This window comes from Mesorhizobium sp. M0152, assembly GCF_040322415.1.
Lineage (GTDB): Bacteria > Pseudomonadota > Alphaproteobacteria > Rhizobiales > Rhizobiaceae > Mesorhizobium.
Genome location: NZ_JAMYTH010000043.1, coordinates 24,732 through 39,719, shown reverse-complemented (window position 1 = coordinate 39,719; position 14,988 = coordinate 24,732). Strand labels below are relative to the sequence as shown.

The window sequence follows — 14,988 nt, the reverse complement described above, 5'->3', positions numbered from 1 at the left end:
GGGGGAGATCGGCTAATCATCTGGCCCTACACGCCGTCTCCAAAACCCGCTACACAAACCCCATGAACCAGCACGCCAAGCTCCGCATCGGCCATTCGGCCTGTCCACATGACTGCCCCTCGACCTGCGCGCTCGAGGTCGAGCTGCTCGACGGCAACCGCATCGGCCGCGTCCACGGCGCCAAGACCAACAGTTACACGGCCGGCGTCGTCTGCGCCAAGGTCGCCCGCTATGCCGACCGCGTCCATCACCCGGACCGTTTGCTGAAGCCGCTTGTCCGCGCCGGCGCCAAGGGTGATGGCGTGTGGAAGGAAGCGAGTTGGGAAGCAGCGCTCGACCTCGTCGCCGAAAAATTCATCGCGGCCGAGGAGAAATACGGTTCGGAGACGGTCTGGCCCTACTATTATGCCGGCACGATGGGGCTGGTGCAGCGCGACGGCATCGACCGGCTGCGCCACGCCAAGAAATATTCCGGTTTCTTCGGATCGATCTGCACCAATCTAGCCTGGACCGGCTGGATGATGGGGGCCGGCGCCCTGCGTGGCCCGGACCCACGCGAGATGGCAAAATCCGACTGTGTGGTGATCTGGGGCACCAATGCCGTGGTCACCCAGGTCAATGTGATGACCCACGCCATCAAGGCGCGCAAGGAGCGCGGCGCCAAGATCGTCGTCGTCGACGTCTACGACAACGCGACGATGAAACAGGCCGATCTTGGCCTGGTGCTGAAGCCCGGCACCGATGGCGCGCTGGCCTGTGCCGCCATGCATGTGCTGTTCAGGGAAGGCATGGCCGACCGCGCCTATCTCGAAAAATACACCGACGACCCAAGCGGGCTGGAAGCGCATTTGCGCTCCCGCACCCCCGAATGGGCGGCTGGTATCACCGGTCTGACCGTTGCCGAGATCGAGGCTTTCGCCCGGCTCGTCGGCACGACGAAAAAGACGTATTTCCGTCTTGGCTATGGCTTCGCGCGCCAGCGCAATGGCGCCGTCAACATGCATGCCGCGTCTTGCATCGCCGCGGTCACCGGCTCCTGGCAATATGAGGGCGGCGGCGCTTTCCATTCCAATTCCGGTATCTTCAAGCTCAACCAGGATGTGCTGGAAGGCACGAAGATGCGCGATCCCGGGATCCGCCATCTCGACCATTCGCGCATCGGCCCGGTGCTGACCGGGGCCAGCGATGCGCTCTATGGCGGCCCGCCCGTGACCGCGATGCTGATCCAGAACACCAATCCGGTGAATGTCGCGCCGGAGCAGCGCCTGGTGAAGCAAGGCTTCCTGCGCGACGACCTGTTCACCTGCGTACACGAGCAGTTCATGACCGATACGGCCAAGCTCGCCGACCTCGTGCTGCCGGCAACGATGTTCCTCGAGCATGACGATGTCTACAAGGGCGGCGGCAATCAGCACATCACACTTGGCCCCAAGCTGATCGAGCCGCCGGAAGGGCCGCGCACCAACCATTTCGTCATCGAGGAATTGGCCAAGCGCCTTGGCGTCGCCGACCGCCCGGGTTTCGGGCTGACCGAACAGCAGCATATCGATATTATTCTCGGCAAGCGCGGGCTCGGCAGCTTCGACAGCCTGAAGGCGCAAAAGTGGGTCGACCTGCAGCCGGATTTCGACACCGCGCATTTCATTGGCGGATTCGGTCATGCCGATGGCAAATTCCGCTTCCGCGCCGACTGGACGGGACAGGCAGCACCCAACCGGCCGCCGAAGAGCATGGGCCTGTTCGGCCCGGTGCAGCGCTTGCCGGAATTTCCAGACCACGTCGATCTGATCGAGGTGGCCGACGAGGCGCATCCGTTCCGGCTGGCGACCTCGCCGGCGCGCAATTTCCTCAATTCGACCTTTTCGGAAACACCGGTGTCGAAGGCCAGGGAAGGCCGTCCGGAGTTGCTTCTGCATCCGGATGACGCGGCGGTTCATGGGCTCGCCGACGGCGACCGTGTCGAGATCGGCAACGAGCGTGGCGAGGTCGTGCTGCACGCGAAGCTGTTCGACGGCATTAAGCGTGGCGTGGTGATCGCGGAGGGCATCTGGCCCAACAGCGCTCACGAACGCGGCGAGGGCATCAACGTGCTGACCGGCGCCGACGCGCCCGCGCCCTATGGCGGCGCTGCATTCCACGACAACAAGGTGTGGCTTCGCAAGGCGAACTGAGGCGGATGAGGGCTTCGGTCGTCTGCGTCATACCGGCAGGATTTCAGCAGTCTTTTTTCTGTTCTGCCGGAGACGGATGTCGTCTGCGATCGCCTGAGCTTCGATCCCGATTTCGCGCAGCAGGCCGGTGACCGAATTGTGGAAGCCGACGAGATAAAGACCGAGTTCCGAAGCGCGTGCATTGACGCCTCTGGCCCCGGGCTCGACGCCGGGTTCGAGGAATTTGGCATAGGCTGGGCGATAGCCGGTGGCGAAGATGATCGCGTCGAAGTTGCTATGCCGGCCGTCGACGAAACGGGCGCCGCCTTCTGATATTTCCGCAATGTCGGGCGCGACCTTGATCGCGCCTTCGCGGATCTTGCCGATGGTGCCGACATCGATCACCGGAATGCGCGATGCCAGGGATATCTGCTCCAGCAGTCCCTGCTTCGGCCGTTTGAGCCCATATTTCTCCAGCTTGCCCAACACAAGGTCGAGAATGATAGGGAAGACGGCGTCATTGACGCGTCGCGGCCCCAGGCGTGTCGCCATGCTGACGACCTGGATGGGCACGCCGAGCAGCTCGCGCGGCACGATATGGACGCCGCCGCGCACGGAGATCGTCGGCCGTGCGCCGCCTTCCACCAGGTCGAGAGCGATCTCGGCGCCGGTGTTGCCCATGCCGACGACCAGCACCGACTGACCGGCAAACGGCGTATTGTTGCGGTAGTCCGCGCTGTGCAGGCTTTTGCCCTTGAAAGTTCCAGCGCCGGCGAATACCGGCATCAGCGGCTCGGCATTGTAGCCCGACGCAATCACCACATGGGAAGCGCGCACGGTGCCAGACGTCGCTTCGACGCCCCAGCTTCTGCCCTGCCGGCCGATCGTCCGCACCGTTTCCCCAAATCGGGGCCGCAGGTCGAAGCGCTGCGCATAGGAATCGAGGTATTCGACGAAGAGATCGCGCGGCACATAGCGCGGATAGTTCTTGGGGAAGGGCACGAACGGCAGAGAGGAATAGCGCTTGGTCGTGTGCAGGTGGACGCGCTCGTAATGGCGGCGCCAGGCGGGCGCGGCCTGCTGCTCTCTTTCAAGCAGTATGAAGTCGACTCCGGCCTGCCGCAGGCACGCGGCAACGGCCAGGCCCGCCGGCCCGGCACCGATGATCGCAACCGGGGTAGTGTTGTCCAATCGCGCCTCCCGCCAATTCGCGCTGCGGAGAATGGCGAAAGCATGCGAGACATGCAACCCGGTCGCTCAACCGGGCAAGGGGAACCCGACCGTGACCCGGTCCATGGCGACGAAAGTGCGGAACTTCCGGACATCGTTGCTGCCGTCAGCGCCTGATGGGCACTCATGTCTGGCACGGTGACGAGCCTGCCAACAAGCTTTCCGGGGGAAACCGCCCGGCCAAGGCCGAAATGCTCAAACGCGCATGACGTAGCGGCAAGACTCAGCTAGCCTCGGTCTTGCGGCGGACCTGATATCCGCCTGGCCGGCGCTATCAGGCACCTCCCAAGCGGCGCCGGCCTTCTTCTCTTCGGCTTGCCGCCAAATCAACGGACTCGATCGCATCGAGAAATGCATCGGCGCGACGCCGTGATGTCCGCGCGGAGCATCGTTGGGCGCGCCAAGTCATTTGCCGGCAGCGTCCGTATTTGCGGCAGGATTGCTGGCGGCGGGCGGATTTTGATCGCCGCCAGGCGCCTTCGTCGGCGGGAGATTGTTGTCGCAAGCCGAGACAGCCAAAACCACCAGGACGAGTGTCAATGTAAGCTTTTTCATCGCTACGCTTCCTTGATTCTCACAACGAGACGGTGTCGGTTTGGTTGCGATGTTCCATCAGGGAACAAAACGCCACATCTTCGGTTGATCCCAGATCATGGGAGAACCGCTGCATGATCCGTCTGATCCTGGTTGGCGCTTTTGCGTTTGTTACTTATCGCCTCGTCCGCAAGATGATCGATGACGTTCCCGACGACGTCGATCCTCTCTTGTTGCCGGCATCAGCCAACGACCGCGAGGCATTGCGCCGCCAATCGGCGGCAAGGGCGGCCGATCCGAGACGCTAGCCCGTCGCCGCGCCGCTTCTCCGTTGCGAACAAAGCAGAAACGATGCTTGATGGGGAATGAACCTTGCTGCCCCTGATTCGACCTTTCTGGATTCGACTATCCAGCCGGCCTATCTCGCCCGGCTGAACGATGCCCAGCGCCAGGCCGTCGAGCACGGCGACGGCAGGATCGCCGGGCCGCTGCTGGTCATCGCTGGCGCCGGCTCGGGCAAGACCAACACGCTGGCCCACCGCGTCGCGCATCTGATCGTCAGGGGAGCCGACCCACGCCGCATCCTGCTGATGACCTTTTCGCGCCGGGCAGCTTCCGAAATGGCCAGGCGCGTCGAACGCATCGCCGGCGAGGTGCTCGGCCGCGACGCCGCGGTGATCACGGATGCGCTGACCTGGGCCGGCACCTTTCACGGCATCGGCGCCCGGCTGCTGCGCGACTATGCGCTGGAAATCGGCCTCGACCCGGCCTTTACCATCCACGACCGCGAGGATTCCGCCGACCTGATGAACCTGGTGCGCCATGAGCTCGGCTACTCCAAGACGGAAGCGCGGTTTCCCACCAAGGGCACCTGCCTTGCCGTCTATTCGCGCGTGGTCAACGCGCAGGCACCGCTCGGCGAGGTCCTCGGTTCCGCCTTTCCCTGGTGCGCCGGCTGGGCGGAGCAGCTGAAGCAATTGTTCGCCGGCTATGTCGAGGCCAAGCAGGCGCAGAACGTGCTCGATTACGACGACCTGCTGCTCTACTGGGCGCAGATGGCGGCCGAGCCGGAGATCGCGGCGCATCTCGGCGAACGCTTCGACCACGTGCTGGTCGACGAATACCAGGACACCAATCGTTTGCAGGCATCGATACTCATGGCGCTGAAGCCGGACGGCACCGGCCTGACGGTGGTCGGCGACGATGCGCAGTCGATCTATTCGTTCCGCGCCGCCGAGGTGCGCAACATCCTCGACTTTCCAAACCAGTTCGCGCGGCCGGCCGACGTGGTGATGCTGGAGCGTAATTATCGCTCGACCGAGACCATTCTGGCCGCCGCCAATGCGGTGATCGGTGAGGCTTCGGAGCGCTTCACCAAAAACCTGTGGTCGGCGCGCAAATCAGCCGACAAGCCGCGACTGGTGACCGTGCGCGACGAGGTCGAGCAGGCCAATTTCGTCTGCGACGCCATTCTGGCCGAGCGCGAGGTCGGCACGGCGCTGAAATCGCAGGCGGTGCTGTTTCGCACCTCGCACCACAGCGGGCCGCTGGAGATCGAGCTGACGCGGCGCAACATCCCTTTCGTCAAGTTCGGCGGCCTGAAGTTCCTCGATGCCGCTCACGTCAAGGACGTGCTGGCGGTGCTGCGTTTTGCCGAGAACCCGCGCGACCGCGTGGCCGGTTTTCGGGTGCTGCAATTGATGCCGGGCATCGGCCCTTCGGCCGCCGGACAGATCGTCGAGACGATGACCACGGCGCTGGACGAGGCGATGGGGCTTGCCGGCTGGCGCCCGCCCCAACGTGCGGCCGATGATTGGCCCGGCTTCGTCTCGCTCTATACCGGCCTGCGGGCCGGAGCCAAATGGCCGGCCGATCTCGAACAGGTCAGGCTCTGGTACGAACCGCATCTGGAACGCATCCACGAGGACGCGATCACGCGCCGGGCCGACCTTTTGCAGCTCGAGCAGATCGGCACGGGCTATGCGTCGCGTGAACGGTTCTTGACCGAGCTGACGCTCGATCCGCCGGACGCGACCAGCGATCAGGCCGGACCGCCACACCGCGACGAGGACTATCTGATCCTGTCGACCATCCACTCGGCCAAAGGCCAGGAATGGAAGAATGTTTTCGTCCTCAACACGGTCGATGGCTGCATTCCGGCCGATCTCGGCGTCGGCACCAAGGAGGACATAGAGGAGGAGCGCCGGCTGCTCTACGTGGCGATGACCCGGGCCAAGGACAATCTCAACCTCGTCATGCCGCAACGCTTCTTTCCGCACGGCCAGGCGGCGCGCGGTGATCGCCATCTCTATGCCTCGCGCACCCGCTTCATCCCGGCCTCGATCCTCACCGCGTTCCAGCAGATCTCGTGGCCGGATGCACAGGCGGCGCAGGGCAGGGCGCTCCGGCCGGAGGTGCGCGTCGACATCGGCGCGCGCATGCGCGGCATGTGGAAATAGCTGGCGGCGCCCTTGTCGCAACGACCGATCAGGATCGCGATCGCGGGTGCGCTGGGGCGCATGGGCCGCCGGATGACGGATGCCGTGCAGGCGGATGCGCGGTTGGCGCTTGCCGCCCGCTTCCACCGGCCTGGCGTCGATGGTGACGGGCTGGCGAGCCGCGACGAGGCGCTTGCGATGGCCGATGTGGTGATCGACTTCACCTCACCTGCTGCATCGGCCGATCTGGCCAGATACTGCGCCAAGCGTGGCGGACCGGCTCTGGTCATTGGCTCGACGGGTTTCGATGCCGCCGAATTGGCGGTCATCACGGAGGCCGCGAAAACTATTCCCATCGTGCGCTCCGGCAGTTTTTCGCTCGGGCTGAACATGCTGGTCGGATTGGTCGAGCAGGCCGCCCGTGCACTCGATCCCGATGATTGGGATGCCGAGATTTTCGAGGCCCATCACCGCCACAAGATCGATGCGCCGTCGGGAACCGGCTTGATGCTGGGGCAAGCCGCTGCTGTCGGGCGCGGCGTCGAATTGGACAAGGTCGAGCGGCGCGCCCGCGACGGCGCCGTCGGCGCCCGGCCTGCGGGCGAAATCGGCTTCGCGGTGATGCGCGGCGGCGGCATTGTCGGCCAGCACAGCGTCAGCTTCTGTGCCGAGGGCGAGACCGTCACCGTGTCGCATTCGGCTGGCGACCGCATCATGTTCGCCCGTGGCGCCATCGCCGCGGCGCTCTGGGTGGCGGCACGCGCGCCTGGTGAATACGATATGCGCGACGTGCTGGGATTGAACGCCCGATCGTGAATGGCGGATAATTCCTTCGCCAGGTTCAACAGTCCGGAAAAGATACATCCTTGCCATTCAAACCGAACCGTTCGGTTCGATTCATGTTGACGCACTGTGCATCATATGGTGAACGACAGCGGCTCGACCGCACGCCATGAAAAATGGCTCTCATGACTAACTAGTTGATATCCAAAGATAAGATTGTGGCCGCCGACGCCCTTGATCGAATTTCAAGGCCCCGCGGCGCAAGGTACATGGAACATCTTCGTGATTGGAACTCGGCGAATGGCAAGCCCATCTCGGGGTGGTCCGAGCGACGCGAAATTCCTCCCAAGGGCACGCCACTAGACGGACACAACAAAGAAACACTGGAGTAAAGACAATGACCAAGATCGCTCTTACCGCCGCCGCCATCCTCGTTGCCGCGGGCACTGCATTTGCCGGCAGCGACAATTATGGCTCGGCCAATGCCAACCAGCCCGCCGCGACCGTCGACAGCTCGTTCACGGCTTCCACCCAGAAGTCGACCGTCGAGAAGCCGGTCACGCAGGGCAGCGACCGCAACCTGTTCGGCAACCGCTAATCGCGTTTTCCCGATCCGGTTCCAATCAACCAAATCTCAAAATCAGGAGTACTTAAAATGACCAAGATCGCTCTTACCGCCGCCGCTATCCTCGTTGCCACGGGCACCGCCTTTGCCGGCAGCGACAACTACGGCTCCAACAATGTCAACCAGCCGGTTGCGGCCAGCCATTCGGCTTCCGATATCGACACCACGCACACCGGCTCGATCGCGAAGTCCGTGAAGGCGCAGGGTGATGCCAATGCCAACGTGCCGGCTGAGTCTGGCCAGGGCATCTGGGGCCGTTGATTTCTGCAAATCCTCGACCACAAAGAGCGGTGGGCTTGGCCCGCCGCTCTTGTTTTTTGTGCGCCAGCACAGCGCCGGCCGACCTTCGGCTCGAGATCCAATCTCACAATCAGGCAATAATGTCTGACGTGTCAGATGCAGTGGCATGGCCCGCCGCGCCAGAATCCTAGCCCAGATCCTTCGGCCGCAAATAGTGCGTCAGTCGCGCGGACGACAGGGCGGACCAGTTGCCCTCGAAAAGGAAGCGGGCAAGGGCTGTCGTCGGGAATTTTTCATCGAGCCTCTTGCGCGCCCTGGCTTCCGACCTTGGTCCGGCAAGTTGTCTGGCCAGATCCTCCAGTCCCGGATTATGGCCGACCACGACCAGGCAGCCGATCGACGAATCGGTTTGATGAATTTGGCTCAGAATATCGGCCGCTGAAGCATCGTAGAGCGCCTCGTTGAACACGACGCTGGGATGCGCTGGCATCTCGGCGGTCACCAGGCGCCAGGTATCGCGGGTGCGTAGCGCCGGAGACACCAGCGCCAGTTCCGGTGTCCAGCCGCGCGCCGCGAGTTCGCGCCCCATCAGCGGCGCCGTTTTCAGCCCACGCGGGCCAAGCGGCCGGTCGAAATCGGCAAGGTTGGGGTTGTCCCAGCTCGATTTGGCGTGGCGCAGGAGAAGCAGTTGTCTCGTCGGCATTGTTCAGGACCTAGGGGTCGCTGCCAAGCAGTTTTGGAAGCCGCAGACCTTACGGCGTGATGCGCGCCAGCTGTTCGAGGTCGATTTCCTCTCGCACCGGGCTCGGCGTGATGATCATCGAAGTTGCGTTGTCGGCATCGTCCGCGAAGCGGGCAAAGACCGTGCGTCCATGTTCCATCCGCGCCCTGCCTTCGGCGACCAGGCCCAGCGCCAGCGGATAGAGCTGGTGCTCTGCCTTCAGCACGCGGGCAGCCAGCGCATCGGCATTGTCGCCGACCATCACCGGCACCGCCGCCTGGGCGATGATCGGCCCATCATCCATTTCGGACGTGACGAAATGCACCGTGCAGCCATGGATGCGCATGCCGGCGGCCAATGCGCGCGCATGGGTGTCGAGCCCCTTGAATGCCGGCAGCAGGGCAGGGTGAATGTTGATCATGCGGCCCTGCCATTTCTGGACGAAGCCGGGGGTGAGGATACGCATATAGCCGGCCAGTGCCACGATCTCGGCATTGAACGCCGCAAGTGCTGCGTCGATCGCCGCGTCATGCGCCTGTTTGCTGCCATGGTCGGCGCGCGAAACGACTTGCGCGGCGATGCCGCGCGCCCTGGCGGTGGCGAGCCCCACCGCGTCGGCCTTGTCGGAAATGACGCCGACGATCTCGGCTGGGAAGGCGGGGTCGCTGGCCGCGGCGATCAGCGCGGTCATATTGGAGCCGCGCCCGGAGATAAGAACGACGGTGCGTTTCCTCGGCGTGCTCATAGGTCGATCGAGCCTCGATAGATGACGCCGGCATCGCGGCGCGGCACGATGCGGCCGATCGGCGTCACCGTCTCGCCGGCTTCCTGCAATACGGCGGCGACCTGCGCCGCCTGGCCCGAAGCGACCGCCAGGATCATGCCGATGCCGCAGTTGAACGTGCGCATCATTTCTTCGGGTGCCACGCCGCCGGTCTTGGCCAGCCACGAGAACACGGCAGGCACGTCGATCGCCTCGAGGTCGAGCTCGGCCGAAAAATCCTTGGGCAGCACACGCGGGATGTTTTCCGGGAAGCCGCCGCCGGTGATGTGCGCCAGCGCCTTGATGCCATGGGTGTTGCGGATCGCCTTGAGGATCGACTTGACGTAGATGCGGGTCGGTTCGAGCAGCGCTTCAGCCAGGGTGGCCTCGTCGTTGAACGGCGCCGGATCGCTCCACGCCAAGCCGCTGGTGGCGACGATGCGGCGCACCAGCGAGAAGCCGTTCGAATGCAGCCCGGAGGAAGCGAGGCCCAGCAGCACGTCGCCCTCGACGATGTCGTCGGTCGGCAAGAGCTGGCCGCGTTCGGCAGCGCCCACGGCGAAGCCCGCGAGGTCGTAATCCTTGCCGTGATACATGCCCGGCATTTCCGCCGTCTCGCCGCCGATCAGCGCGCAGCCGGCCTGGCGGCAGCCCTCGGCGATGCCGCCGACGATGGCGGCGCCCTGGTCCGGATCGAGCTTGCCGGTGGCGAAATAGTCGAGGAAAAACAGCGGTTCGGCACCTTGCACGACGATGTCGTTGACGCACATGGCAACGAGATCGATGCCGATGGTGTCGTGCTTACCGGCGTCGATGGCGATCTTCAGCTTGGTGCCGACGCCGTCATTGGCAGCGACCAGGACCGGGTCTGTAAAGCCGGCGGCCTTGAGGTCGAACAGGCCGCCGAAACCGCCGATCTCGCCATCGGCGCCCGGCCGGCGCGTCGCCTTGACCAGCGGCTTGATCTTCTCGACCATGAGATTGCCGGCATCGATGTCGACGCCAGCCTCGGCATAGGTGAGCCCGTTCTTACGCTTGGCTGTATCGCGCTTCATATCCGGCTCGTCGCTGTTTCCCTTGCGGGCTCTTCGCATGAACGGTTTCGGTCCGCAAGGAAAACGGCTCCGGCGCGCTGGAGTTTTGCCCTTGATGAGGGGGAGATGGTGGCGGAACAGCGCCCTCTCTGTCCTACCGGACAGTCCTGCCCTTGAGGGGGAATTGCCCGGCAGGGCAGACGCGCGGCTCGCGCAAACCTCGTCACCTGCCTTGCTTCTCCCTTGCGCCATCTCCATCATCTATCGTTCAAACAGAAGCGATGGACATGCGCTTGAACATTCCCAACATGATCACGATCATGCGGCTCATCCTGGTGCCTGCCGTGGTGCTGGCCATGCTGCAGGCGCGCTGGGATTGGGCCTTTGCCGGTTTCCTCGTTGCCGGCATTTCCGATGGCGTCGACGGGTTCATCGCCCGCCGCTTCAACCAGCATTCCAAGCTCGGCGGCTATCTCGATCCGATCGCCGACAAGCTGCTGCTGGTTTCGGTGTTCGTCGTCATGGGCTTCATCGGGCAATTGCCGTTATGGCTGGTCGTCACCATGGTGTCGCGCGATGCGCTGATCGTCTGCGCGGTGCTGTTGTCCTCCGTCATGGCTCATCCGGTGGAGATGAAGCCGCTTCTGGTGTCGAAAGCCAACACCGCCATCCAGATCGTGCTGGCGGCGGTTGTGCTGGGGGAACTCGCCTTTGCCGTTCACCTCGACCCGCTGAGGCATGGCCTCATATTGCTGTCCGGGGTCTTGACCGTGGCTTCGGCCGCGGCCTATCTCGTGGCTTGGCTGAGGCATATGAGCGGCTATGGCGAAGGCTCCACCCCGGGCACCTGATAGAGAAGCGGCAGTGATAGAAGCTGCGGCTGCCGACCTTGCCGCGTCCACCGCATTGCGCCGGCAGATCTTCTTCTGGCTGGCCGGCGCTGCCGTGCTCGCCCTTTTCCTCTATGTCTTCAGCGCCATCCTGCTGCCCTTCGTCGCCGGCATGGTGCTTGCCTATTTCCTCGATCCCGTCGCCGACCGGCTGCAGCGGCTCGGCCTGTCCCGCTTCATGGCGACGGTTGTCATCCTCATCACCTTTCTCATCGTGCTGGTGCTGGCCTTCGTCATCCTCATTCCGGTACTGGCGACGCAGATGGCCGACTTTGCCGGAAAACTGCCGGAATATCTGACCCGCTTGCAAAGCCTGATCACTTCGTTCGATCCCAAATGGCTGGAACAGAAATTCGGCCTCAACGCCAATGGCTTGCGCGACGGGCTTAATTCGTTGCTGACCTCCGGCTTCGGCCTGCTCACCACGGTTTTCACTTCGATCTGGAGCTCCGGCGTGGCGCTGGTCTCGGTGGTCAGCCTGTTCGTGGTGACGCCGGTGGTCGCCTTCTACATGCTGCTCGACTGGGACCGCATGGTAGCCGTCATCGACAGCTGGGTGCCGCGCGACAACGTGGCGACCGTGCGCGTCATCGCCAACGACATCAACACCGCCACCGCCGGCTTCGTGCGCGGCCAGGGCACGCTGTGCCTCGTGCTGGGCGCCATGTATGCTACCGGGCTGACGCTGACCGGGCTGAATTTCGGCATCCTCATCGGCCTGTTCGCCGGGTTGATTTCCTTCATTCCCTATGTCGGCTCACTGACCGGGCTGGTGCTTGCCGTCGGTGTTGCATTCGTCCAGTTCTGGCCGGATTGGACGATGATCGTCGCCGTCGCGGTCGTCTTCTTCATTGGCCAGTTTATCGAAGGCAACATCCTGCAGCCCCGGCTGGTCGGCAAGAGCGTTGGCCTGCATCCGGTATGGCTGATGTTCGCGCTGTTCGCCTTCGGCGCGCTGTTCGGTTTCGTCGGCTTGCTGATCGCCGTGCCGGCTTCGGCGGCAGTTGCGGTGCTGGTGCGATTTGCCATAGCCCGCTATCTCGAATCGCCGCTCTACAAGGGCCATGGCGCGGCATCGGAGATACCGGACGGCCGTCGCACGGCCATCAAGCCATGATCCGTGCGGGGCTGAGCCCCAATGAGTGACCAGAAGACCGACACGCCGCGCCAGTTGCCCCTCGATCTCGGCCACGGCACCGGCTATTCGCGGGACGAACTCGTCGTCTCCGGCACCAACAGCCAGGCAGTGGCACTGGTCGACCGGTGGCCGGACTGGCCATCGTCGCTGGTGGTGCTGGCGGGTCCCGCGGGCTCCGGCAAGACACATCTGGCTTCGATCTGGCGTGCACGCGCCAACGCGGTGGCGATTGACGCCAGGCGCATTGGCGACAGCATCGAGACCCTCGGCGCGCGGCCGGCGCTGATCGACGATGTCGACACCGGAGCGGTCGACGAACAAGGCCTGTTCCACCTGATCAATGCGGTGCGCGGTGCCGGCTCCACTTTGCTTCTGACGGCGCGGCGGTTTCCGTCGGCCTGGGGTGTTTCGCTGCCCGACCTTGCCTCGCGGCTGAAGGTGGCGGCGACGGTCGAGATCCACGAGCCCGACGACCTCCTGCTCGCCGGTGTCATCACCAAACTGTTCGCCGACCGCCAGGTCGAGGTCGAGCCGCATGTCGTGCAGTATCTGGTACGGCGCATCGAGCGCTCGCTGGCGACAGCGATGCGCGTGGTGGAACGGCTGGACCGCGCCGCGCTCGAACGCAAGACGCCGATCACCCGGGCCTTGGCCGCCGAAGCCGTCAGCGCCATGGATGAAGGGCAGGGCGAGTTCGAGATTTAGAGCAATTCCAGGAAAAGTGTGAAACGGTTTTCCGTCCGGAATTGCGTAAAAACAAAGAGATAGAGCGGTTCGGCGTTTCCGTGAAACGGTGAACCGCTCTAGGAGTCTCGATAGTTTTGGCCGGCCTGCAAACGGCGCGGTCTCCCGTCCCCGGTCACCGTCCCATTTTGGGAATAACGCCCTGGCATCCATCTTGCTGCGTGAGCTTTGCCGGCTGATCCCGGTCCTGATTGCGTTCCAAATCAGGTTGTAGGCTCGCCGGGAGTGGGGCGGTTGGGGTTCTCGCCCGGCGAGCTTGCCGTCTGTACTGCGGCCGTTGGTAGCCGCGGCAGCGAACATTCGAGCTCAAACATGTTGAAATAGACCATTTGTTGGACTATTTTCCAGCGGAATATGGACCAAGAAACAGTCCATGAGGAGCGCCCCGTGCAGGTATCCGTTACAGACGCCAAGGGACAGCTGACCGAACTGGTTCGCCGTGCCGAGGCCGGCGACGAAATCATTCTGACCCGCCATGGTCATGCGGCTGTGCGTCTGGTCCCGGTCAAGCTGGTGCCCGACAAGAAAACCCGCCGGACGCTGCTGGAGGCAATGCGCCAATCCGGCGCAGCCAAGGCGAAGGCCGGACCTTCAGCCGCCCGAAGCCAGGATTTCCTCTACGGTGACGACGGCATGCCCGGATGATCGCGGTCGACACCTCGGCACTGATGGCGATCGTGCTTGATGAACCGCAGGCAGACGCTTGCATAGCCGCGCTCGAAGCCGAGAACGACCTCTTGATTTCCGCGGGCACCGTCGCCGAGGCGCTGATTGTCGCGTCGCACCGCGGCATTGCAGCCGAGCTATCCAGCCTGATCGACGGGCTTGGCTTCGAGGTGGTGGCGGTCACGCCGGCTTCCGCCCGGCGTATCGCCGAAGCTTATATGCGATGGGGCAAGGGCATCCATCCGGCCGCGCTCAATTTCGGAGATTGTTTCTCCTATGAGGTGGCGAAAGAGCACGCTTGCCGCCTGCTCTACGTCGGAGCCGATTTTTCCAGGACCGACATAGAAGGCGTGTTCTAGGGGCGGACTTCGTGGCGTGCTCTTGTTCCGCGTCGCATGTGGAGGTCCGGCCGGCGGCACCCGCCGCACGCGACAAGGAGCGATTGCCCTTCAGCGACCGCAGGTCCTCGGTTTTGCAGGAGAAGAAGTGGTCGGAGTGGAGAGATTCGAACTCCCGACCCTCTGGTCCCAAACCAGATGCGCTACCAGCCTGCGCTACACTCCGAACGGTCTGTTGCCTATTCATTTCGGTGTTACATGGCAAGTGCAAAAACCTTGCCGCCGTCCTCTTTGCGCAGTAATGACTGGCAAAGGGGTGGCGATGCTGCCTCGCACAAGAACGAGGTGGCCATGTCCGCGCGCATTTTCAGCCCAGCCAAAACCGCGATGCAGTCCGGCAAGGCCAAGACCGGTCACTGGGTGCTGGAATTCGACCCCGAGACGCGCAAGAAGATCGATCCTCTGATGGGCTACACCACGTCGGCAGACATGAGAAGCCAGATCAGGCTCACCTTCGACACGCGCGAAGAGGCGGTTGCCTACGCCGAAAAAGAGGGGCTTGCCTATCGCGTCGAGGAGCCGAAGGAGCCCAAGCGCCGGCAGATTTCCTACGCGGAGAATTTCCGCTATGACCGCAGGACGCCCTGGACGCATTGATCGGCAAGCCCGAACGGGCGCCAGCGCCAACATCTAC

At 63.6% G+C, this 14,988-nt stretch carries 16 protein-coding genes and 1 tRNA gene; 12 read left to right on the top strand and 5 right to left on the bottom strand.

Annotated features, from left to right (window positions below; translation table 11 throughout):
* The first annotated feature begins 62 nt into the window (after positions 1-62).
* Entirely contained in the window at positions 63-2,171 is a 2,109-nt protein-coding gene (locus tag NKJ26_RS28550) for a molybdopterin-containing oxidoreductase family protein (RefSeq protein WP_352698746.1), read from the top strand.
* Positions 2,172-2,198: 27 nt separating this feature from the next.
* Here the strand turns inward: NKJ26_RS28550 and NKJ26_RS28545 are convergent, their stop codons facing one another.
* Positions 2,199-3,341, bottom strand: a complete 1,143-nt coding sequence (locus tag NKJ26_RS28545; protein WP_352698744.1) for a flavin-containing monooxygenase — start codon at positions 3,339-3,341, stop codon at positions 2,199-2,201.
* 707 nt (positions 3,342-4,048) lie between these two features.
* On the opposite strand from NKJ26_RS28545, the gene NKJ26_RS28540 reads away from it, so the two are divergent.
* The 5 genes from NKJ26_RS28540 to NKJ26_RS28520 all read left to right on the top strand — a co-directional run bounded on the left by NKJ26_RS28540 (position 4,049) and on the right by NKJ26_RS28520 (position 8,021).
* Positions 4,049-4,222: a hypothetical protein gene (locus tag NKJ26_RS28540; protein ID WP_352698742.1), complete on the top strand. Its 174-nt coding sequence runs from the start codon at positions 4,049-4,051 to the stop codon at positions 4,220-4,222.
* A 57-nt stretch (positions 4,223-4,279) separates the two neighbouring features.
* Positions 4,280-6,373, top strand: coding sequence for an ATP-dependent helicase (locus NKJ26_RS28535; protein ID WP_352698741.1), 2,094 nt, complete (start codon positions 4,280-4,282; stop codon positions 6,371-6,373).
* 12 nt (positions 6,374-6,385) lie between these two features.
* Entirely contained in the window at positions 6,386-7,168 is a 783-nt protein-coding gene (gene dapB / locus NKJ26_RS28530) for a 4-hydroxy-tetrahydrodipicolinate reductase (protein WP_352698739.1), read from the top strand.
* A gap of 364 nt (positions 7,169-7,532) precedes the next feature.
* Positions 7,533-7,733: a DUF680 domain-containing protein gene (locus NKJ26_RS28525; RefSeq protein WP_352698737.1), complete on the top strand. Its 201-nt coding sequence runs from the start codon at positions 7,533-7,535 to the stop codon at positions 7,731-7,733.
* 57 nt (positions 7,734-7,790) lie between these two features.
* Complete coding sequence (locus tag NKJ26_RS28520) at positions 7,791-8,021, top strand: DUF680 domain-containing protein (protein WP_352698735.1); 231 nt, start codon at positions 7,791-7,793, stop codon at positions 8,019-8,021.
* Between the two features lie 166 nt (positions 8,022-8,187).
* Here the strand turns inward: NKJ26_RS28520 and NKJ26_RS28515 are convergent, their stop codons facing one another.
* The 3 genes from NKJ26_RS28515 to purM are packed head-to-tail and all read right to left on the bottom strand — an operon-like array spanning position 8,188 to position 10,539.
* Positions 8,188-8,703 (bottom strand): SixA phosphatase family protein, encoded by a 516-nt coding sequence (locus NKJ26_RS28515; protein WP_352698733.1) that lies wholly within the window; start codon positions 8,701-8,703, stop codon positions 8,188-8,190.
* A 49-nt stretch (positions 8,704-8,752) separates the two neighbouring features.
* Positions 8,753-9,466, bottom strand: a complete 714-nt coding sequence (purN, locus tag NKJ26_RS28510) for a phosphoribosylglycinamide formyltransferase (protein WP_352598590.1) — start codon at positions 9,464-9,466, stop codon at positions 8,753-8,755.
* Positions 9,463-10,539, bottom strand: coding sequence for a phosphoribosylformylglycinamidine cyclo-ligase (gene purM, locus NKJ26_RS28505; RefSeq protein WP_352598589.1), 1,077 nt, complete (start codon positions 10,537-10,539; stop codon positions 9,463-9,465). The genes purN and purM overlap by 4 nt, the downstream gene beginning before the upstream one ends.
* A gap of 272 nt (positions 10,540-10,811) precedes the next feature.
* Between purM and NKJ26_RS28500 the strand changes: the two genes are divergently transcribed.
* From NKJ26_RS28500 to NKJ26_RS28480, 5 genes are all read left to right on the top strand, one after another.
* Positions 10,812-11,369: a CDP-alcohol phosphatidyltransferase family protein gene (locus tag NKJ26_RS28500; RefSeq protein ID WP_352598588.1), complete on the top strand. Its 558-nt coding sequence runs from the start codon at positions 10,812-10,814 to the stop codon at positions 11,367-11,369.
* Positions 11,341-12,525 carry an AI-2E family transporter gene (locus NKJ26_RS28495; protein ID WP_352698731.1) on the top strand — a complete coding sequence of 395 codons (1,185 nt, stop codon included), beginning with the start codon at positions 11,341-11,343 and terminating at the stop codon, positions 12,523-12,525. The genes NKJ26_RS28500 and NKJ26_RS28495 overlap by 29 nt, the downstream gene beginning before the upstream one ends.
* A gap of 21 nt (positions 12,526-12,546) precedes the next feature.
* Positions 12,547-13,251 carry a DnaA regulatory inactivator HdaA gene (hdaA, locus tag NKJ26_RS28490; protein ID WP_352698729.1) on the top strand — a complete coding sequence of 235 codons (705 nt, stop codon included), beginning with the start codon at positions 12,547-12,549 and terminating at the stop codon, positions 13,249-13,251.
* Between the two features lie 426 nt (positions 13,252-13,677).
* Positions 13,678-13,935: a type II toxin-antitoxin system Phd/YefM family antitoxin gene (locus NKJ26_RS28485; RefSeq protein WP_352598585.1), complete on the top strand. Its 258-nt coding sequence runs from the start codon at positions 13,678-13,680 to the stop codon at positions 13,933-13,935.
* Entirely contained in the window at positions 13,932-14,315 is a 384-nt protein-coding gene (locus NKJ26_RS28480) for a type II toxin-antitoxin system VapC family toxin (RefSeq protein ID WP_352598584.1), read from the top strand. The genes NKJ26_RS28485 and NKJ26_RS28480 overlap by 4 nt, the downstream gene beginning before the upstream one ends.
* Positions 14,316-14,443: 128 nt before the next feature.
* On the opposite strand, the gene NKJ26_RS28475 is transcribed toward NKJ26_RS28480, so the two are convergent.
* Positions 14,444-14,520: transfer RNA gene (locus tag NKJ26_RS28475), tRNA-Pro, on the bottom strand.
* Between the two features lie 125 nt (positions 14,521-14,645).
* On the opposite strand from NKJ26_RS28475, the gene NKJ26_RS28470 reads away from it, so the two are divergent.
* On the top strand, positions 14,646-14,951 hold the full coding sequence (locus tag NKJ26_RS28470; RefSeq protein WP_027026278.1) for an ETC complex I subunit: 306 nt from the start codon (positions 14,646-14,648) through the stop codon (positions 14,949-14,951).
* Positions 14,952-14,988 lie beyond the last annotated feature (37 nt).